This is a genomic window from Lutaonella thermophila (genome assembly GCF_055387725.1).
This window is the reverse complement of record NZ_AP043783.1, coordinates 379,823-399,839: the sequence shown is the minus strand read 5'-3', so window position 1 is coordinate 399,839 and position 20,017 is coordinate 379,823. Positions and strand designations below refer to the sequence as shown.

General features: G+C 33.9%; 24 protein-coding genes. 5 read left to right on the top strand and 19 right to left on the bottom strand.

Annotated elements, in window-relative coordinates:
- Window positions 1–21 precede the first annotated feature (21 nt).
- A complete protein-coding gene (gene mfd, locus ACZ5CF_RS01885; RefSeq protein WP_464580002.1) occupies window positions 22–3,372 on the bottom strand; it encodes a transcription-repair coupling factor in 3,351 nt (1,116 codons plus the stop codon).
- A gap of 135 nt (window positions 3,373–3,507) precedes the next feature.
- Here mfd and ACZ5CF_RS01880 point away from each other — a divergent pair, with 135 nt between their 5' ends.
- Window positions 3,508–3,939: a TerB family tellurite resistance protein gene (locus ACZ5CF_RS01880; protein ID WP_464580001.1), complete on the top strand. Its 432-nt coding sequence runs from the start codon at window positions 3,508–3,510 to the stop codon at window positions 3,937–3,939.
- 49 nt (window positions 3,940–3,988) lie between these two features.
- Here the strand turns inward: ACZ5CF_RS01880 and ACZ5CF_RS01875 are convergent, their stop codons facing one another.
- Genes ACZ5CF_RS01875 through fbp form a run of 5 tightly spaced genes read right to left on the bottom strand, consistent with a single transcriptional unit; the run spans window position 3,989 to window position 8,275 of the window.
- On the bottom strand, window positions 3,989–5,533 hold the full coding sequence (locus ACZ5CF_RS01875; protein WP_464580000.1) for an ATP-binding response regulator: 1,545 nt from the start codon (window positions 5,531–5,533) through the stop codon (window positions 3,989–3,991).
- Window positions 5,517–6,023: a Rab family GTPase gene (locus tag ACZ5CF_RS01870; protein WP_464579998.1), complete on the bottom strand. Its 507-nt coding sequence runs from the start codon at window positions 6,021–6,023 to the stop codon at window positions 5,517–5,519. The genes ACZ5CF_RS01875 and ACZ5CF_RS01870 overlap by 17 nt, the downstream gene beginning before the upstream one ends.
- Window positions 6,010–6,837: a cell envelope biogenesis protein OmpA gene (locus ACZ5CF_RS01865; RefSeq protein ID WP_464579997.1), complete on the bottom strand. Its 828-nt coding sequence runs from the start codon at window positions 6,835–6,837 to the stop codon at window positions 6,010–6,012. Before ACZ5CF_RS01865 ends, ACZ5CF_RS01870 begins: the two co-directional genes overlap by 14 nt.
- A 20-nt stretch (window positions 6,838–6,857) precedes the next feature.
- Window positions 6,858–7,220 (bottom strand): fructose 1,6-bisphosphatase, encoded by a 363-nt coding sequence (locus tag ACZ5CF_RS01860; RefSeq protein WP_464579996.1) that lies wholly within the window; start codon window positions 7,218–7,220, stop codon window positions 6,858–6,860.
- A 44-nt stretch (window positions 7,221–7,264) separates the two neighbouring features.
- Window positions 7,265–8,275, bottom strand: coding sequence for a class 1 fructose-bisphosphatase (gene fbp / locus ACZ5CF_RS01855; protein ID WP_464579994.1), 1,011 nt, complete (start codon window positions 8,273–8,275; stop codon window positions 7,265–7,267).
- 111 nt (window positions 8,276–8,386) lie between these two features.
- Here fbp and ACZ5CF_RS01850 point away from each other — a divergent pair, with 111 nt between their 5' ends.
- The 4 genes from ACZ5CF_RS01850 to ACZ5CF_RS01835 all read left to right on the top strand — a co-directional run bounded on the left by ACZ5CF_RS01850 (window position 8,387) and on the right by ACZ5CF_RS01835 (window position 12,541).
- Entirely contained in the window at window positions 8,387–8,878 is a 492-nt protein-coding gene (locus tag ACZ5CF_RS01850; RefSeq protein WP_464579992.1) for an N-acetyltransferase family protein, read from the top strand.
- The gene (locus ACZ5CF_RS01845; RefSeq protein WP_464579991.1) at window positions 8,865–10,118 is read left to right on the top strand and encodes an aspartate kinase; all 1,254 of its coding nucleotides are present in this window, start codon (window positions 8,865–8,867) and stop codon (window positions 10,116–10,118) included. Before ACZ5CF_RS01850 ends, ACZ5CF_RS01845 begins: the two co-directional genes overlap by 14 nt.
- A gap of 64 nt (window positions 10,119–10,182) precedes the next feature.
- Window positions 10,183–11,994 (top strand): GNAT family N-acyltransferase, encoded by a 1,812-nt coding sequence (locus tag ACZ5CF_RS01840; RefSeq protein ID WP_464579989.1) that lies wholly within the window; start codon window positions 10,183–10,185, stop codon window positions 11,992–11,994.
- An 88-nt stretch (window positions 11,995–12,082) separates the two neighbouring features.
- A complete protein-coding gene (locus ACZ5CF_RS01835) occupies window positions 12,083–12,541 on the top strand; it encodes an SRPBCC family protein (RefSeq protein WP_464579988.1) in 459 nt (152 codons plus the stop codon).
- On the opposite strand, the gene ACZ5CF_RS01830 is transcribed toward ACZ5CF_RS01835, so the two are convergent.
- From ACZ5CF_RS01830 to ACZ5CF_RS01770, 13 genes are all read right to left on the bottom strand, one after another.
- Window positions 12,529–12,948: an arsenate reductase ArsC gene (locus ACZ5CF_RS01830; protein ID WP_464579986.1), complete on the bottom strand. Its 420-nt coding sequence runs from the start codon at window positions 12,946–12,948 to the stop codon at window positions 12,529–12,531. The genes ACZ5CF_RS01835 and ACZ5CF_RS01830 overlap by 13 nt on opposite strands.
- 46 nt (window positions 12,949–12,994) lie before the next feature.
- Window positions 12,995–13,495 carry a DUF6428 family protein gene (locus ACZ5CF_RS01825; protein ID WP_464579984.1) on the bottom strand — a complete coding sequence of 167 codons (501 nt, stop codon included), beginning with the start codon at window positions 13,493–13,495 and terminating at the stop codon, window positions 12,995–12,997.
- Between the two features lie 12 nt (window positions 13,496–13,507).
- Entirely contained in the window at window positions 13,508–13,831 is a 324-nt protein-coding gene (locus tag ACZ5CF_RS01820; RefSeq protein WP_464579983.1) for an ArsR/SmtB family transcription factor, read from the bottom strand.
- Between the two features lie 80 nt (window positions 13,832–13,911).
- Entirely contained in the window at window positions 13,912–14,283 is a 372-nt protein-coding gene (locus ACZ5CF_RS01815; protein ID WP_464579982.1) for a TM2 domain-containing protein, read from the bottom strand.
- Between the two features lie 55 nt (window positions 14,284–14,338).
- Window positions 14,339–14,725 carry a VOC family protein gene (locus ACZ5CF_RS01810; protein WP_464579981.1) on the bottom strand — a complete coding sequence of 129 codons (387 nt, stop codon included), beginning with the start codon at window positions 14,723–14,725 and terminating at the stop codon, window positions 14,339–14,341.
- Between the two features lies 1 nt (window position 14,726).
- On the bottom strand, window positions 14,727–15,188 hold the full coding sequence (locus tag ACZ5CF_RS01805) for a DUF1801 domain-containing protein (RefSeq protein WP_464579980.1): 462 nt from the start codon (window positions 15,186–15,188) through the stop codon (window positions 14,727–14,729).
- Between the two features lie 6 nt (window positions 15,189–15,194).
- The gene (locus ACZ5CF_RS01800) at window positions 15,195–15,701 is read right to left on the bottom strand and encodes a DUF4199 domain-containing protein (protein ID WP_464579978.1); all 507 of its coding nucleotides are present in this window, start codon (window positions 15,699–15,701) and stop codon (window positions 15,195–15,197) included.
- A 100-nt stretch (window positions 15,702–15,801) separates the two neighbouring features.
- Window positions 15,802–16,215, bottom strand: coding sequence for a response regulator transcription factor (locus ACZ5CF_RS01795; protein WP_464579977.1), 414 nt, complete (start codon window positions 16,213–16,215; stop codon window positions 15,802–15,804).
- Window positions 16,216–16,226: 11 nt separating this feature from the next.
- Complete coding sequence (locus ACZ5CF_RS01790) at window positions 16,227–17,165, bottom strand: 2-hydroxyacid dehydrogenase (protein ID WP_464579976.1); 939 nt, start codon at window positions 17,163–17,165, stop codon at window positions 16,227–16,229.
- A 2-nt stretch (window positions 17,166–17,167) separates the two neighbouring features.
- Complete coding sequence (locus ACZ5CF_RS01785; RefSeq protein WP_464579975.1) at window positions 17,168–17,533, bottom strand: cupin domain-containing protein; 366 nt, start codon at window positions 17,531–17,533, stop codon at window positions 17,168–17,170.
- A gap of 13 nt (window positions 17,534–17,546) precedes the next feature.
- Window positions 17,547–18,899 carry a magnesium transporter gene (mgtE, locus tag ACZ5CF_RS01780; protein WP_464579974.1) on the bottom strand — a complete coding sequence of 451 codons (1,353 nt, stop codon included), beginning with the start codon at window positions 18,897–18,899 and terminating at the stop codon, window positions 17,547–17,549.
- Window positions 18,886–19,662 (bottom strand): 16S rRNA (adenine(1518)-N(6)/adenine(1519)-N(6))-dimethyltransferase RsmA, encoded by a 777-nt coding sequence (gene rsmA, locus ACZ5CF_RS01775; protein ID WP_464579972.1) that lies wholly within the window; start codon window positions 19,660–19,662, stop codon window positions 18,886–18,888. Before rsmA ends, mgtE begins: the two co-directional genes overlap by 14 nt.
- Window positions 19,662–19,973, bottom strand: coding sequence for a DUF4286 family protein (locus tag ACZ5CF_RS01770; protein WP_464579971.1), 312 nt, complete (start codon window positions 19,971–19,973; stop codon window positions 19,662–19,664). Before ACZ5CF_RS01770 ends, rsmA begins: the two co-directional genes overlap by 1 nt.
- Window positions 19,974–20,017: the final 44 nt, after the last annotated feature.

Here is a 20,017-nt window from a genome sequence, read left to right as displayed (position 1 = left end):
GTTTTAAAAATAATTAAAAAGTTAAACAGAAACTTCTAATCGGGCTAAAGGTTGTAAAGCATTCAACGCTTTTTTAATAGTGGTAATACTATCAAATCTTATAATTAACCTAAGCCCGTTACGAGTTTCTTTTTCTTTTAATGTACAAAGGTTAGGGTTTTGCTGCACATAATTTAGCACTTGGGTAAAGCGTTCACTTTTGTAAAATGCGCTTTCTTGGTCTGCAATAAAATACCCAATAAGCTTGTTCTTTTTCAGAACAACTTTTTCTAAACCAATATGGGTAGCCAACCATTTAATTCTTACACTGTTTAATAAATCTACTGCTTGTTCAGGAAGCTTACCAAAACGGTCTTCTAATTGTTGTTGGTATTTTAAAAGCTCTTCTTCGTTTGTGATGTTGCTTAACTCGTTGTATAAATTTAAACGCTCAGAAATGTTGTTTATATAATTATCCGGAAAAAGCAACTCAAAATCAGAATCAATCTGAACATCTTTTACATAATCTTTATCCGGCTTTTGCTCGTAGAGCTCGGCAAACTCTTTTTCTTTAAGTTCTTCTATGGCTTCGTTTAAAATTTTCTGATATGTATCAAAACCAATTTCGTTTATAAAGCCACTTTGCTCTCCACCTAACAAATCTCCGGCACCTCTAATTTCTAGATCTTTCATGGCAATATTAAAGCCACTGCCTAATTCTGTAAACTGCTCTAAGGCCTGTATGCGTTTACGGGCATCATCTGTCATGGCAGAATAAGGCGGTGTAATAAAATAGCAGAATGCTTTTTTGTTGCTTCGGCCAACACGACCACGCATTTGGTGCAAGTCACTTAAACCAAAATTATTGGCATTATTTATAAAAATAGTATTTGCGTTAGGCACATCTAATCCGCTTTCAACAATTGTGGTAGAAACCAACACATCAAACTCACCATTCATAAAGGCAAGCATAATTTTTTCGAGCTTTTTCCCTTCCATTTGTCCATGCCCAATAGCTATTTTAGCATCCGGTACTAAACGTTGTATCATGCCGGCAACTTCTTTTATGTTTTCTATCCTGTTATGAATAAAGAACACTTGTCCGCCTCGTTGAATCTCATAAACAATGGCATCTCTAATAATTTCTTCGCTAAAGCGTATTACATTACTTTCTATAGGATACCTGTTTGGTGGAGGAGTGTTTATTACCGATAAATCTCGGGCTGCCATTAAGCTAAACTGCAATGTTCTCGGGATTGGAGTTGCCGTTAGGGTTAAAACATCTATATTTTCTTTTAACGTTTTGAGTTTGTCTTTTACAGCAACACCAAATTTTTGTTCTTCGTCTACAATTAAAAGTCCTAAATCTTTAAAAACAACATTTTTATTAACCAGCTGATGGGTGCCAATTATAATATCAATTTTGCCTTGAGCCAGTTCTTCTAAAATAATTCGTTTTTCTTTTGCTGTTCTAAACCTGTTTAAATAATCTACTATTACCGGAAAGTTTTTAAGTCGCTCTGTAAAGGTTTGATAATGCTGAAAAGCCAATATGGTTGTTGGCACCAAAACTACTACCTGTTTGCCATTATCTACTGCTTTAAAGGCAGCCCTAATGGCTACTTCTGTTTTACCAAAACCTACATCACCGCAAACAAGCCTATCCATAGGGCGTTCGCTTTCCATGTCTGCCTTAATCTCAGCTGTTGCTTTACTTTGGTCTGGCGTGTCTTCGTATAAAAAAGAAGCTTCTAACTCGTTTTGTAAATAACTATCCGGCCCGTACTGAAAGCCTTTTTTTAACTTTCTCTTTGCGTAAAGCTGAATCAAGTTAAAGGCAATTTCTTTAACTCTTTTCTTAGTTTTTTGCTTCAGATTTTTCCAGGCGTTGCTTCCTAATTTATATATTTTGGGAGCTTTACCATCTTTACCGTTATATTTGGTTATTTTGTGTAAAGAGTGAATGCTTACATACAAAATATCTCTGTCACCGTAAATGAGTTTTATAGCTTCTTGCTTTTTACCTTCTACATCAATTTTTTGTAAACCGCCAAACTTTCCAATACCATGGTCTATATGTGTTACATAATCTCCAACTTCAAGCTTATTTAGCTCTTTAAGCGTAATAGCTTGTTTTTTTGCATACCCGTTTTTTAAGTGGAATTTATGATAGCGCTCAAATATTTGATGATCTGTATAGCAAGCAATTTTTAAATCGTCATCAATAAACCCTTGGTGAATTGGCAATACAACAGTTTTGTAATGAACTTCTTGGTCTAACTCCTCAAAAATATCATGAAAGCGTTTTGCTTGTTGTTCTGTAGCACAAAACAAGTAGTTGGTATAATTTAATTCATGGTTTTTTTGAAGGTTTTCTATAAGTAAATTAAACTGTTTGTTAAAGGCAGGCTGAGGTTTTGTGTTAAATTGTATTGTGGTATTTGTAGTAAGTACGTTATGGTTGCCAAGCTCAACAACGGTGTATTCTAATAACTGCTTTTTTAATAAAGCTGCATTACAAAAAAGTTGCTCCGGAGAGCTGTGTTTAATTTCTTCGGATAGATTTTTAAAAGCAATTTCTGCTTTTTCAAAAAGGGTATCTACTTTACCAAAAAGTAAATCGAGGTTTTTTGCAAATACAATGGTTTTTCCCGGAATGTATTTTAAAAAGCTTTCGCGCGTTTCTTGTATAAATTTATTAGCTACATTAGGTATAATCTGAATTTTTTTAAGTGATTTAATGGAGAGTTGAGACTCAACATCAAATGTTCTAATACTGTCTATTTCGTCTCCAAAAAATTCTATTCTGTAAGGCTCATCATTAGAAAAAGAAAACACATCTACAATACCACCTCTAACAGAAAACTCGCCGGGTTCTGTAACAAAATCTACCCGTTTAAATTGGTATTCAAATAAAACTTCGTTTAAAAAATCTAACGAAATAGAATCGTTTACTTTTAGGGTTAGTGTATTTTTTTCCAGCTCTTTTCTAGTTACTACTTTTTCAAACAAAGCATCCGGGTACGTAACTATTAGCGCAGGTTTTTTTCTGGAGTTAAGCCGGTTTAATACTTCGGCTCTTAATAGTACATTAGCATTATTGGTTTCTTCTATTTCGTAAGGCCTCCTGTAGCTGCCGGGATAAAATAAAACATGTTTACTGCCAAGTAATTGCTCCAGGTCGTTTAGGTGGTATGCGGCCTCTTCTTTATCGTTTAAAATTAACAGAAACGGATTTTCGGCACTTTTAAAAGCATTGGCAATTACAAAAGAAAGTGCCGAGCCAACTAATCCTTTAGCATGTACTTTTTCTTGATTTTTGGCAATAGATTGTTGCAGTTTTTGCTGTTGCAAAGACTGTGCGTAGGCTTCAAGAATAGCAGTTTTACTCACTCGTTAGTTTTGTTGCAAATGTAAAAAAAGCTATGTGCAAAGGTAAGGTGTTTTTTTGGTTAAAAAGTATGATAAAATTCATTTTGTAACGCTGTTTTTATAACTATCTTTACCCAACAAAAAAATAAGATAAATATGTCTATTTCAGATTTATTTGATAGTGGTTTTCGTAAACGCAATCAAGATCATTTTGCATCTATTGTTCGTGTGGCCATGAGCGATGGAGTTATTAGTAACGAAGAAAAAGCTTTTTTAGACCGACTGGCACAAAATTTAGATATCTCTGAAGCTGACTACGAAGAGATTTTAGAAGATTATGCCAGCCATCCAATAAACCCTCCGAGTACTTACGAAAGACGTCTTGAACGTTTGTATGATTTGGCCAGAATGGTTTATGCCGATAAGCATATTGGAAACAAACAACCTGTGATTTTAGAGAAACTTGCCATTGGATTGGGTTTTACACCTGCCAATGCTAAATATGTAGTAGATAAAGCGTTGCGTTTAGTGCAAGAAGGTGTTAGTTTAGAGATTTTTAAAGACGAAATTAAACACATGAACAGGTAATAAACTACTGTTGCTGTAAAAAAAGGCTCGGCTATAAGCCGAGCCTTTTTTATTTTAAGTTGGTTAGGATGGTTGTTAAAAGAGTTTCTTCATCAAACGGTTTAGTAACTATGTCGTTTATTCCGTTCTTTTTAAATGCTTTTATACTTTTACTATCTGCAATACCGGTTACACCAATTATAGGCACTTTTTTATAGTGTTTTTGCGATTTTATTTTTTTAGCAATTTTATGCCCTTGCGTATCGGGTAAGTTTATATCCATTAAAATTAAATCGTATTCATTTTGCTTAATTTCGTCTAAAACTGTTCCTCCGTCATTAAGCAAATCTATATAAAAGCTTTGGGTATCTGCCAAGATTTTAAAAACTACCATTTGAGTTAGCTTATCATCTTCTACCAGCAAAACTTTAAGTTTTCTTGACTTTGTTTTAGCCTTCAGGTCTTTTATTAAATCTTTAGGACTTTTGTAGTGTGTGTTTTGCTTGTTAGCGTTTGTTGTAGTTACAACCGGAAACTTAAAATTAATATCAAAGAAAAAGGTGGTGCCTTTTTTAGGCTTACTTTTTACTTGAATGCTGCTACCCATAAGCTCTAATAAACCTTTTACGATAGATAGCCCCAGGCCTGCGCCAAAAAACTGATTGGCATTGTCAAGTTGAGTAAACGTTTCGAAAATTTGCTGCAAATCGTTTTCAGAAATGCCCATTCCGGTGTCAGACACTTCAAATCTAATACTTGCTTTGTTTGCTCTTTTTTGGTTAAGCGAAACTTTCAAGCTTATTTTACCTTTATCGGTAAATTTTAAGGCGTTTTCTAATAAATTAGTAAGCACCTGATTTACCCTAAGGTAATCACCTTCAATAAACTCAGGTATTTTATCATCGTACATTACACTAAAACTTAACCCTTTGGTTTGAGCTTTTGCAGTGTAAACACTTTCTATGTACTGAATTAAACCATGTAAGTTAAATTGCTTGTTTTGCAGCCTTAATTTTCCGGAAGCAATTTGGCTGATGTTAAGTGTATCATCTAACATCATTTTTAAATTGGCTGCAGACTCCCTAATTAGTTTTATGTGTTGAGCTTGCTCATTGTTTAATTTGGTTTTACTAAGCAAGTTTGCAAAAACAATTATAGATGTTAATGGTGTGCGAAGCTCGTGGCTAAAGTTGGCAATAAACTTATTTTTAAAATTTTCTTGCTCTTTAAGCAGGTGGTTTTTTAAAGCCAAAAGCTCGGCATCTATAATTGCCTGGTTTCTAACCTGCATGAGTTCTTGAAACTCTTGCGATTGCTTAGTGTTATCGGTTATAATAACCAATGCATGATTTTTGTCGGCAAAGGTGTGTAAGGTAATATCACAAACCAACTCTTGCTCTAGTAAAGATAAGTGCACGCAAGGAAACTGATGTGAATTGTTTTCGGGTTTTAATAAAGATTTAAATGTTTCAAAAAAAGGATGAAACGTAAAAATACTTTCTTCTTTTTTTAGCGTAAAAAGCACATTATCGCTTTCAAGAACTAAACCATTCAAATTAACTAAAGCGTATTGCGATTTTACGGGTGCAAATAAACTTTTATAATTTTTCAACATCTTTCACAAGTTCTTTAGCCAGAAAGTCAAATAGCTTTCCTACATTACTTCCGGTTTTTGCGCTTGTAAGATATTGAGGTGTAATTTTTTTCTGTTTTAAAAATTGCTTTGTTGCAGACAAATCGACTAAATCGATTTTATTACCGACCAAATACACAGGAACATCAGAAAAGTTATGATTTAAAAAGTCAATTTCTTCTTGATGATTTTCGTAGGTAGATGGTCTGGTAACATCAAAAACATAAATAAAAGCATGACTGCCTAATAAGTACGATTGCCTAACATTTTTTATGTCTTCAGAACCTTCTAAATCCCAAATAATTAATGATACTTTTTCGTTGGGAGCAATCTTAACTTCTTTTTTTAAAACATGTACCCCAATGGTAACTTTGTAGTTATCAGAAAAAACATTCTCTACAAATCGTCTGATTAAAGATGATTTTCCAACACCAAAGTGGCCCAACAACACAATTTTTTTAGAGGGTATCATTTTTAAAATGTTCAGCAAGCAATTGGGTTACTACTTGGCTGTTTTGCTTTGTTTTATGTTTTGGCAATGATAAAAATTTTTCTGAGAAGTCAAATATTTTATCCTGTAACTTGTCTTTAAAACTCGATGAGTAATTACCCGATATGACAACGGTAACATAAAAAGAATTAAAATTTTGAATGTGTAGTTTGTACAGCTCGTACTCAATAAGTTCCAGGTCTTGATTTTTTTGTAAAAAGGCATCTTCTACAAAGTGTTTAATAGCAGTTAGCATGCCCGATACCATTTGCTCGTCTATAGTATTACTTTTAGCATAATTACCTAATAGTAGCCCAGACTTTTTATCAATAACCATTACTTGCTCTATGTTAGGCTTTTGGGCTTCTGCTATTAATATATGCTCTTGTTTTACACCACCAAACCAAGATTTAAAACGTCTTTTCCAGCTTTTTGCAGAAAAACTATTTTCTAGTTGCTTGTTTATGCGTTCGCCTAAAAGTTTAATTTCTTGTTGCACATACTTTTTAATCATTTTCCCCATAATTGGGTAAAGGGCCTCTACAACTTGATCTTTTGAGTTTGCTATTTCTTGTTGGAGTGTTTTGGTAATGGTAGGGCCAAGAGTTTCGGGCATTTTAGCTACAAACTCATTTAACTCTTTGTTAATTATAGGGGTAACTTTTTGGGAGAGTTGTGATTGGTTATTTAACTGCTCATCTAACGCTGTAACTTTTTCAATATAGTTTTGAGTTAGCTCTATATTATCTTTTAACAAGATGTCTTTTATTATTTTAAGCTTGTCTTGCTCGGTCACAACAGTAAGTTAAGTCTAATTTATTTTTGACGAATACTTTCGCCAAGTTTTATAAGCAAATTGCTAAGTTCGTCACGGTTAACCGAAGCGTTTTCTGTATTCTCTATTTTATGATTTAACGAATCTTCTAATTCGGTAATTCTAATATTAAGGTCGGTACTTAAGTTGTCTATATTTTGGGTAAGCTCTTCTCTTACGCTATCTAAGAGCGATTCTAATTCTTTTTTCTTGGCTAAAATTTCTTCTTTAAGCTGCTCGAACTCGGCGTTGTAAGCAGCCATATTTTCACCAAAAATAAGGTCTTTAATAACCTCTAATTTAGAGGTAGCGTCTAGAGGGCTTCCGTTAGATGCAGCTTTATTTTCTGCTGATTTTTTTGTCATGACGATTGTGTAAATAATGCCATAACAAAATACTAAAAATATTATTATTGTTGGCTTTTACGCATAAATTCTTCGGCTTTTTCTACCATCTTTTTACTACCGCAAAAAAACGGAACGCGTTGGTGTAGTTCTGTAGGCTCAATGTCTAAAATTCTATTAAAACCGTCGCTGGCTTTACCATTAGCTTGCTCTGCAATAAAAGCCATTGGATTACACTCATACAATAATCTGAGTTTACCATTAGATGCTTTACTGCTTTTTGGGTACATATAAATACCTCCTTTAATCATATTACGGTGGAAGTCAGACACCAACGAACCAATGTATCTAGAGGTATAAGGGCGGTCTCCTTCTTCTTTTTGGCAATATTTTATGTAATCTTTAACTCCTTGCGGAAAGTGTACATAATTACCTTCGTTAATAGAATAGATTTTTCCGGTTTCAGGATAAGTCATGTTAGGGTGCGAAAGATAAAAAGTTCCGATAGCTGGGTTAAGTGTAAAGCCATTAACTCCGTGTCCGGTAGTATAAACCAACATGGTAGATGTACCATAAATTACATACCCTGCAGCTACTTGATTTCTGCCCGGTTGTAAAAAATCTTCAAGTGTTACGGGAGTTCCAACAGGAGTAACTCTTCGGTAAATAGAAAAAATAGTTCCTACAGATACGTTTACGTCTATATTACTAGACCCGTCTAGCGGGTCTATAAGTACTACATATTTGTTTTGATGCTTATCGTCGTAACTGTTAATACTAATAAAATCATCTTCTTCTTCTGAAGCAATGCCACAAACAATTTCACGATTTTTTAAAGCTTGAATAAATTTTTCGTTAGCTAAAACATCTAATTTTTGCTGACTCTCCCCTTGAATGTTAGTATCTCCTACTTCGCCTAAAATATCAACCAATCCGGCTTTATTTACTTCGTGATTTACTACTTTAGCAGCCAACCGAATGGCATTTATTAATTTAGAAAGTTCTCCGGAAGAGTATTTAAATTCAGATTGATTCTCGATGATAAATTCTCCGAGGGTTTGAATTTTTTTGGGCATGCTTTGTGAGTTGTGATTTCGCTCACAAATATCGTTAAAAATGTGAAACTATAACGTTTTAGTAACTACAATATATTTTACATATATAACTTTGTGTTTTAAACCTAACAGATGAAAATAACTATAAAAAAAGCCACTCCTGCCGATATGCCTAAAGTATTAGAGCTTATACAAGAATTGGCAGCGTTTGAACGAGAACCAAATGCCGTAGAAATTACTGTAGATGATTTAATTAGAGATGGTTTTGGAGCAAATCCGGCTTTTACGTGTTTTGTAGCACATTACAATAATACTATTGCAGGAATGGCTTTAGTATACCCAAGATATTCTACCTGGAAAGGTAAAACCATTCATCTAGAAGATTTAATAGTAAATAAATTATATAGAGGGAAAGGTATAGGTAATGCATTACTTTCTAAAGTAATACATTATGGCTACCAACAAGGTGTAAAACGTATAGAGTGGGCAGTTTTAGATTGGAATACACCTGCCATTAAGTTTTACGAAAGTAAAGGAGCAGTAGTGCTTAGCGATTGGGACATAGTACAAATGAACGAACAAGCAATAAAAAACTTTGTAAATACTAATAATGAGAATATTTAAGTTTGGAGGCGCATCTGTAAAAGATGCTAATGGGGTGCGCAATGTTGTAAATGTGTTACAACAAGTAGGCTACCAAAATACACTTTTAGTGGTTTCTGCAATGGGTAAAACCACCAATGCAATGGAGGTTGTGGTTAAGGCCTATTTAAACAACTCTAACAAGTTACAAAGTGCAATACAAGAAGTTAAAAAATTTCATAATGCCATTGTTTTAGATTTGTTTGAAAACCATAATCATCCTGTTTATAAGCAGGTAGAAAACATATTTTCAGACCTGAATACCTTTTTGGTTAATAACAAATCTACAGAGTATAATTTTGTATACGATCAAATTGTAGGTTTTGGAGAGCTGCTCTCGACCACTATTGTAAGTGCTTATTTAAACGAATCCGGTATAACTAATAACTGGTTAGATGTAAGAAAGCTTATAAAAACAGATACTAATTATCGTGACGGAAATGTGCAATGGGAGCTTACACAACAAAACATTACCCAAAACATAAATAAATCTGTTTTAAACATTACGCAAGGTTTTTTAGGTAGCGATCCCAATAATTTTACAGTAACCTTAGGTAGAGAAGGCTCAGACTACACAGCTGCAATTTTTGCCTATTGTTTAAATGCAGAGTGTGTAACTATCTGGAAAGATGTACCAGGGGTTTTAAATGCAGACCCTCGGTATTTTGAAAATGCACAATTGCTTAATCAAATCTCATATACAGAGGCTATAGAGCTGGCTTTTTACGGAGCATCGGTAATTCATCCAAAAACATTACAACCCTTACAAAGAAAAGAAATCCCGCTTTTTGTAAAATCATTTTTAAACCCAACAGCACCCGGAACAGCTGTTAGTAAAGGAAAATATTTAGAGCCGGAAATACCATGTTTTATTGTTAAAAAAGAGCAGGTATTAATATCACTCTCTTCGTTAGATTTCTCTTTTATTGTAGAAGAAAACATCAGTGAAATTTTTAAACTTTTACACGAATACAGAATGAAAGTAGATGTTATCCAAAACTCTGCAATTAGTTTTTCGGTTTGTGTAGATAACAAGTTTAATAATCTAGAGAAATTACTTCAAATTTTAAAAGCAAAATTTAAAGTAACCTGTTACCCAAATGTATCGTTATATACCATAAGACATGCTACACAACAAGCCATTTCATCTATAGAAAAAGACAAAGAGGTGTTGTTAAAGCAACGGCTTCAAGATACGGTTCAAATGGTTGTGAAAGCCTAATAAAAGACAAATTTTAAATAAAAAAAATTGTGTAGGTTTGTAGTTAGCCTAACAAAATTATTCTATGGGATTGGTTACTGCCAAAGAGGTTGCACGTGTAATAAAAGTAGACAAATACGGTCCGTTAGGAACATTTATGGGTTGGTTACTCATGAAAGTGCTAAACATATCTACACTAAATAAAATTTATAATAAACATAAAGATAAAAAAGACTTAGACTTTTTAAATGCAATTTTAGATGAGTTTCAGATAAGATTTGAAATTCCTGAAGAAGATTTAAAAAGATTACCCAAAGACGGTGCTTATATAACAATTTCTAATCATCCATTAGGTGGCATAGATGGTGTTTTACTTTTAAAATTATTGTTAGAACAGCGCTCAGACTATAAAATAATTGCTAATTTTTTACTGCACAGAATAGAGCCTTTAGTGCCTTATATAATGCCTGTAAACCCTTTTGAAGATCATAAAGATGCCAAAAGCAGTATTACCGGTTTTAAACAAGCGCTAAATCATGTGCACAATGGGCATCCGTTAGGAATATTTCCGGCAGGAGAAGTTTCTACCTACAGAGACGGAAAGCTAATTGTAGATAAACCTTGGGAAGAAGCTGCCATGAAATTGGTAAAAAAAGCCAAAGTACCGGTTGTGCCCATTTATTTTCACGCAAAAAACAGTCGGTTATTTTACAGGCTTTCTAAAATTAGCGATACGCTTAGAACCGCCAAATTACCTTCAGAATTGCTAACTCAAAAAAACAGAGTAATTAAGGTAAGAATAGGGAAACCAATACCGGTAGATGCCCAAAACGAACACGAATCTTTAGAAGAGTTTACAGAGTTTTTACGAAAAAAAACATACATGTTAGCAAACCCTTTTGAGAAAGAAAGTTTGTTAAATAAAGTGCCTGCAAGTCTTAAAATTCCTAAAACACCTCAAAAAATTGTAACACCGGTTAGTGGCGAGCTAATGGCTAAAGAAGTTGCACAGTTAAAAGAAGCAGACTGTAGGTTGTTACAAAGTAAAAACTATGAGGTTTATTTAGCAGAAGCCAAACAAATACCCAATATTTTAAGAGAAATAGGTAGGCTTAGAGAAATTACCTTTAGAGAAGTAGGCGAGGGCACAAACCAATCTATAGATTTAGATAAGTTTGATTCGTACTATCACCATATGTTTTTGTGGGATGCCCAGGCTCAACAAATAGTTGGAGCATACCGTATGGGGTTAGGCTCTAAAATTTATGCAGCACATGGTATAGATGGGTTTTACCTGCAAGATTTGTTTAGGTTTGAACCCGAGCTTTATAAAATGATGAGCGAAAGCATAGAAATGGGTAGGGCTTTTATTATTAAAGAGTACCAACAAAAACCAATGCCGCTATTTTTGCTCTGGAAAGGTATAGTGCACACAACGCTTCGTTACCCTGAACATAAATATTTAATAGGAGGTGTAAGTATAAGCAACCAGTTTTCTAATTTCTCTAAATCATTAATGATAGAGTTTATGAAATCTCACTATTGGGATCCGTATGTAGCACAATATGTTAGACCCAAAAAAGAGTTTAAAGTTAAGCTGAAGGATGCCGATAAAGATTTTATTTTTGATGAAACTGAAGCCGATTTAAATAAATTCGATAAACTAATTGATGAAGTAGAACCCGGAAGTTTACGCTTACCGGTGCTTATAAAAAAATACATAAAGCAGAACGCTAAAGTTGTTGCCTTTAATGTAGATCCGCTTTTTAACAATTCTGTAGATGGTTTAATGTATATTAGAATTGCCGACCTGCCGGAAAGTACTGTTAAACCGGTTATGGAAGAGTTTCAAGCAGAGTTAGAACGTAAATTAGCAGAAGGAAATTCAGATAAATAAACAGTTATTACTACTTTTGTTGTAAACTCATAAAGTTACATACCATCGCTCCCAAACCCTTGTAACATTATGAATAAAGGGTTGTGCGATGAAGTTTAGTTGTAATGTAGTAATTAAAGCTCCCAGAAAAACAGTAATCTCTTTGTTTTTAGAGCCTAATAACTTAAAAGAGTGGCAAGACAACTTTAAGAGTTATACGGTTTTAACAGGTAAGCATACACAAGAGGGAACATTGTCTAAAATACTATACGATATCCCTGAGAAACAAAAAACAATGCAGTTGTTAGAAACAATACTGCATAACAAACTTCCCGAAGAGTATACTGCTATTTATGAGCATACACATATGACAAACATTATGCAAAACCTCTTTGTTGAGGTAGATGCCAATACTACACAATGGGTTGCCAATTTGCATTACACTAAAATTAAAGGCTTTTTTCCAAAAACAATTTCGGTGCTTTTTCCTGGAATGTTTAAAATGCAAACTCAAAAATGGCTCAATCAGTTTAGAGATTTTGCAGAGCAATCCCATCAAGACAAATAAGTTTCTACAAACTTTTTGCAGTAGTCTTTAATTTCGTTTCGGGTTTTTATAAAAGCATTGTGTATTTCTTCGGGAGTGCCAGTTACTTTAGATGGGTCTGAAAAGTTTTTATGCAACTTAACCGCATTCTTAGCCGGTATGTAAGGACAGTTTTCATTTGCATGATCACAAACCGTTATAATAAAATCAAAATCAACAGTTAAATATTCATCTACATGGTTTGACGTGTGCTTGCTAATATCTATCCCGTCTTCTTTTAAAACAGCAACTGCCTTTGGGTTTACGCCATGAGTTTCTATTCCGGCACTATAAACGGTTGCTTTGCCATTAGCAAAATGTTGTAAGTAGCCATGAGCCATTTGACTTCTGCAAGAATTTCCGGTGCAAAGCACTAAAATATTTTTCATGTGTTGTGTTGGTTTTGTTTATAAACTATTATTAAAGATTAAAAAACTAGCAACAATTTTGGGTTGGAGCGCAGCAAGATTCTTCAGGGCTATTTGCTTTAGAAGCGTCTTGTTCTGGAATGCCACATGTACTTTTAGCTTTACAATCTGTTTTAGTTACAGAAAGTTTTATAATAAGTTGTTTTTGGGTTATTACAACATCTTGTACAAAAAAGTGTGCCGTATGAAAAGACTCATTACCGTATTCAAATTTAATTTCTGCATCTGGTACTAAGGGTTTAATTCGGTTTACTTTTTTTAAAATACTTAAAGCTTTATAAACCGACATGTAGTTTGTTTTGTTTATTTCTGATGGGCTTTCCCATAGTTGAATAACGGTTTCTTTCCAGAAGTCGGTTCCGGCACCACAATCTACAGCATCTACAGTAATGTTTTTTACTTCGGTGATGTGATAATTGGGTCTAACATTTTGGTTAGGGGCATATTCAAATAGTAAAGATTTGTCTTTATGTTGTTGTAAAACCGATAAAAATCCGTTCGTAGTCATAAGTATAATTATTTAGCAGCAATTTGCTTTAGTTGAATTAAAAAATTGATTGAGTTCTTGTTGTATGGTATTCCAGGTTGCAACGTTTAAGCAATAGCATATTTTTTTACCTTCTATTTCTCCTTTAATAAGCTCTGCGTTTTTTAGCTCTTTTAAGTGTTGTGAGATTGTGGGTTGCGCTAAACCTATTTCGTTTACAATATCATTACAAATACAAGCATCTTGTTTGCTTATGTATTCTAAAATAGCAATACGAGCCGGATGGCCCAGTACTTTAAATATTTTAGCCAGTTGGTTTTGTTTGTTATTAAAAATTTGTGTTTTGGTTATGCCCATTTAATATATTTTAATATTGCAATATTACGATAATAAATTGTTTAAAAAAAGCCAATACTATAAAATATTGGCTATTAAATTTAAAACCAAGGTCTTTTGTTTAGTTGATAGGTAGTATAAAACTCTTCGTCAGATTTGGTTAAATAAATAATGCCTTCTACAAGGGTAATTACCCAAATTAAACCGTTAATAAGACCGCATGTAATAATTCCTAAAATAATGGTACAGCCTAACAAAATAAAGCCTTCTTTGTTATAGCCCAGAATAAACTTATGAACTCCGAATCCTCCAAGTAAAATGGCTAGTACACCTGCCAAGATTTTTTTATTGTCTTTTGCTAAGGCCTCTTCTGCTCCGGCTTTAAACTCTTTAGCAGTTTCTTTTGCCTCTTCTGCAAACTCTTTAGCAGCTTCTTTTGCTTTTTCGCTAAAATCTTTGTTTTCGTCGCTCATAATGTGTTGTTTTTTAGTTGGTTTTATCCTCTAAGCTACTAAAAAATACGTGTTTTTACAAGAGCGCTTTATCTATTGGTTCCCAGAGTTCTATTTTGTTTCCTTCGGGGTCTAAAATCCACCCAAATTTACCATAATCGTATTCTTCTATATCACCAACAACGGTAACACCTTCTTTTTTAAGAGTTTTTAATAATTCTTCAAGATTTTCTACTCTAAAGTTCATCATAAATTGTTTATTACTGGGCTCAAAGTACTTTGTGTCTTCTTTAAAAGGGCTCCATTGTGTAATACAATCATTTCCTTTTTCATCTTTCCACAAAAAAGTACAACCATATTGATCTGTTGGTAACCCCAAGTGTTTTTTATACCAGTTTTTTACGGCATCTGGGTTTTTACACTTAAAGAAAAAGCCACCAATGCCGGTTACTCTTTTTTTCATATTATTTTTTGGTTTTTACATTTTGTTCGTAAATAGAAATCCATTGCTGAGGTGTCATTTTTTGGGCTAACTCTCCAATAAGCTTGTACGGAATATTACTTACTTTTTTAAATCTAATACAGCTTTTTCCCATATCTAGTTTTGTGGATACATATTTTGGATATTCACTCACAAACCAATCATGTAGTTTTTTATCGGCATAAATACCTGCATGGTAAATTGCTATATAATTTTTTTGCGAAGCAATATTTAAAAAGGGTAAAGGAAGCTCCGGAGTACAATGATAGCCATCTGGGTACAAACTATGTGGGACAACATATCCAATCATTCCATAACTCATGGTTTCCTCAAACCCTTCGGGTAAATTATTTTTTATTACAGCTCTTAGCTTTGAAATAGCCTCTTTTCTGTCTTCGGGGAGTGAAGCTACATACTCATCCGGTGTTTTAGCGTCTGATGTCATAATATTTTATTTACGTTGTAAAAGCAATGCAGATAAAGCTGATATGATTAAACCAATAATCATAACCGTAGCAAACATTAACAAGCTGGTTAGTAAAGGGTTATCAAAATACTCCATTTGTTGCATTAGTTTTTCTTTTTGTTGTTCAAACTCTTGGGCCGGCATAGTATTTTTCATTTCGCTAAGCGTGTATTGCATATACTGCTCTGCAAAATCTGGGTTTATGTACGTTACATAAATGGCGTCTAAAATTGCAAAAGCAGTAGCAGCAAACAAGCTAATAAGCAACCCAATGGCAAGAGCTTTTTTAAATGTTACAACGCCATTATTAACCGAGTCTCTGTAGTGTCTAATACCGTAATACACAAAAAGCAAAGAAACGGTCATGCTGGCATAACCAATAACTTCTTGTGTAGAAAAACTTAGGTTTTTACCAAGTGTCCATCCTAATAAAAACAGCACAACAATAGTAATGGCACTTTTAATACCATATTTTTTTACAACGGTTTTCATACTAAATAATGTTTAAAGGTTTATAACCAAAAGTAAAGTATAAGTATAACAGAGAGCTCATACTAAAGTACCAAAATTATGGTACTTAAGAGTTAAAAGGTTAAGAAGCAATAATTTTTAAGGCTTTAGCCTTTTGTATTGCTTGAGTTCTTCGTTTAACATGTAACTTACTGTAAATGTTAGAAACATGTGTTTTAATTGTACTTTCTGACAGGTGAAGTTTTTGAGCAATTTCTTGATTAGATAAACCATTGGCTATTTCACAAAGCACTTGATATTCGCGCTGGGTTAAACCAATAGAGGCCAATTGCTTAGTATTTATTTCTGAAGTAGTGTTGTTAGCAGAGGTAGTTTTTTGAGTTAAAAGTAAACCACTCACAAAAAAAACAGCTGCAACTATGGCAATAAAAATTTCTAAAGAAAGATTACCAACTAAAACATTGTATTTGCTTAGTTGTAGTAAGCTTAATACAGCTACAATTACAGCAGCGAAAACAAGAATAGTTTTTTTCATTAGGCTTAAAGTTAACAAAAAAGAGCTTTTATTTTGTTAACAATGGTTTGGGCTAATTTCAGGTAACTTTCATGAGTCCAACCGGCAATATGTGGTGTTAAAATTACATTATCTGCTTGGGTTAAATAGACGAATGCTTCCGGTAAATTATCGGATAAAAATAAATTTTCGAAAGATGTTTTTTCGTATTCTAAAACGTCTAATCCGGCTCCTAAAACGGTTTTGTTTTTTAGCGCTTCAACTAAATCGTTGGTGTTTACAATTTTCCCACGAGCCGTATTTAACAACCAAAAGGGTTTTGCAAATTGTTTGATAAATTGACGGTTAAACATTTGATTAGTTTCTGGTGTAAGCGGAACGTGAAAACTCAAAACATCGGTTTGCTCTTGCAGCTGTTGTAGTGTTACTTGTTTTGCAAAAGCATCACCTACATCAGGTAAAATATCGTAACAAATAACGTTTACGTTAAAGCCTTGTAGCTTTCTGGCAAAAGCTTTGCCCATATTACCATAGCCTATTATACCAACCGTTTTACCATCTAACTCTATTCCTCTGTTTGCTTCTCTTAACCACTTACCGTTTCTAACCTGGTTGTCTGCTCTGTTTAAATTATTAAACAAAGAAAGTAACATGCCCAAGGCGTGTTCTGCAACAGCATTTTTGTTACCCTCCGGAGCTGCTATAAGTTGTATGTTTTTTTGCGATGCGTAAGCAACATCAATATTTTCTAATCCTGCACCAACTCTGGCAATAAATTTTAGGTTGGTAGCTTTATCTATAAAATGCCTATCTATTGTAAATCGGCTTCTAATCACAATACCATCATACTCCTGAATGATGTTTAAAATAGCTTCTTTAGTGCTGGTGTAATCTTCATCGTTTATAAACCCAAGATTGTTGAGTTCTTGTAATAACATTGGATGATTAGCATCTAAATGAAGAATTTTCATAATTATATTTTGGGATAATGAGTTTTTGTTTTTTCGTGAACAACATTTCCGGTATGAGCTGTAGATAATTTTTCGAATAAAAGCACATGAACCTCTTCGTTATTTTTAGTTTTTGGGTTGTGCTCTACCCCTTTTGGTACCACAATAATTTCTCCTTCTTTAACTATTTCTGTTCTGTCTCTAAATTGCATGTAAAGTGTACCTTTAATTACCTGAAATAGTTCATCTTCGTTTTCGTGGGTATGCCAAACAAATTCTCCTTTTAGCTTTGCTAATAGCACTTGCATAGTATCTACTACAGCAATTTGGTGCGGATGCCAATGGTTAGAAAAAGCGTTAAACTTTTCTGTTATGTTAATGGGTTTCATGATTGTTTGTGTGTTAGAAGCCAAGTACTATTTTGGCAATGTAAAAGAAGAGAAATATTCCAAAAATATCGTTGCTGGTTGTAATAAACGGACCGGTAGCGATGGCAGGATCAATACCTTTTTTATCTAAAATTATTGGAACAAACGTGCCGATTAATGCAGCAACAATTATAACCGATAGTAGTGCTGCAGCAATGGTAAGACTAAATGAAATTTCGTAATCCATTATAAGTCCGAATGCAATGATAATTAAAGCCAATGCAGCACCGTTTATAAGGCTTAAGCCAACTTCTTTAACTAAACGTTTCCAGAGGCTTCCTTTTACGGTTTTATTAGCCAAACCTTGTACAATAATTGCGCTAGATTGTACTCCAACGTTTCCGGCCATAGCGGCAATTAATGGAGTAAAGAAAAACAGCTCTTTGTATTTAGATAGGGCATCTTCGTAGCCTTCCATAATAAATACACTTCCTAAACCGCCAAACAAGCCTAAAATAAGCCAGGGTAAACGTGCTTTAGTAAGTTCTAAAATGGTATCATCTGCTTCAACCTCTTGTGTAATACCTGCAGCAAGCTGATAATCTTTATCGGCTTCTTCTTTAATTACATCAACAATATCATCAATAGTAATACGCCCCACTAATCTTCCCATTTCATCTACTACGGGGATTGCTTCCAGATCGTACTTTTGCATTACTTTTGCAACATCTTCTGCTTTATCGTGTACAGAAACAGAATCTACATGAGGAATATAAACTTCACTTATTTGTGTTTTGGTTGATGTAGTTAGGAGATCTTTTAACGATAGCCTTCCTTTTAGCTTATCATCATTATCTACTACATAGATAGAATGTACACGTGTAACATTTTCGGCTTGGGCGCGCATTTCTTTAACACAAGTAAGTACATTCCAGTTTTCGTTAACCTTAACAAGCTCTTTAGCCATGAGCCCCCCGGCAGTATCTTCATCATAGCGTAAAAGCTCTACAATATCTTTAGCGTGCTCTTTATCTTCTAATTCAGAAATAACTTCTTGAATACGCTCTTCGGGAAGTTCGGCAATAATATCGGCTGCATCATCTGTATCAAGCTCATCTAGCTCTTCGGCAATTTCTTTTGCAGAAAGTCCGGCTAAAATACGCTCTCTAATATCTTCATCTACTTCTGTTAAAACATCGGCTGTTTTTTCACTATCCAGAAGTTTTATTATGTACGTTGCCTCGTCTAAATTAAGTTCGTTAATAATCTCAGCAATATCTGCATAGTGAACGTTTTCAAGGAGTTCTAATAGAGTTTTATCTTTTTTATTCTCTATTAACTCTTGAATTTGCTCTATTAATTCTTCGCTGAGTTTAAACGGTGTCATGTTCTATCTTCTGGGTTAACAAAATGAAGTCTTGAACACTTAATTGCTCCGGACGTTGCCCAAAGATAGTATCTTCTTTTAAATTATCAGAAAGGTCTAAGCTTTTTAAGCTGTTACGCAATGTTTTTCGGCGTTGGTTAAAAGCTGTTTTTACAACTGTAAAAAATAGTTTTTCGTTACAGGGTAAGGAGAAATTTTCTTTGCGTTGTAAGCGTAAAACCCCCGACTTTACTTTTGGAGGCGGATTAAACACATGTTCAGATACGGTGAATAAATATTCTGCCTTATAAAAGGCTTGTATTAAAACCGATAAAATACCGTAGGTTTTGCTTCCTTCTTTTTGGCATACACGCTCTGCTACTTCTTTTTGAAACATTCCTGTAAACTCCGGAACATACTCTTTTATTTGCAGTAGTTTAAAAAGTATCTGAGATGAAATGTTGTACGGAAAATTACCTGTAATAGCAAAAGGCTTTTGCTTTAGTGTAGTAACAATATCGTGCTTTAAAAAATCGGCCTCAATTATGTTGTTACTCAATGTTGGGTAATTTTCATTTAAATAGGCAACAGACTCTGTGTCTATCTCAATAACGTAAGTAGTAACCGGTTTTTGTAATAAGTATTTAGTGAGCACACCCATTCCGGGACCAATTTCTAAAATGGTGTTGTAGCTGTTTAATGTTAGGGTATCAGCAATTTTTTTGGCGATGTTTTCATCGGTTAAAAAATGCTGTCCTAAATGTTTTTTGGCCCTAACACTCATTAATGCTCACTTATAATTTCTAGCTCTGTTCTGAAAGCTACAAATTTATCGGCAAATTTTTTCATTCCTTCACCCCTTAGTCTGTCTGCATCTTCTTTATAGTAGCTTTCTAATGCTTCTTTATTTGGTGCAATGTATTGTACAGAATAAGTAATCCCGCCCATTTCTTCTTCTACCAAAACTTTTAGCATGCGTGCCGAAGTAAATTTTCCGGTAGCCAACATATCCGGAATGTGCTCATTACGCATCCAATTTAGCCACTCATCGTGCACGCTCTCATCTATATTAATAGTTACATTGTATAAATACATATATTTTGTTGTTTTACGGGCAAAGGTAAGTAAGCATTTTTATT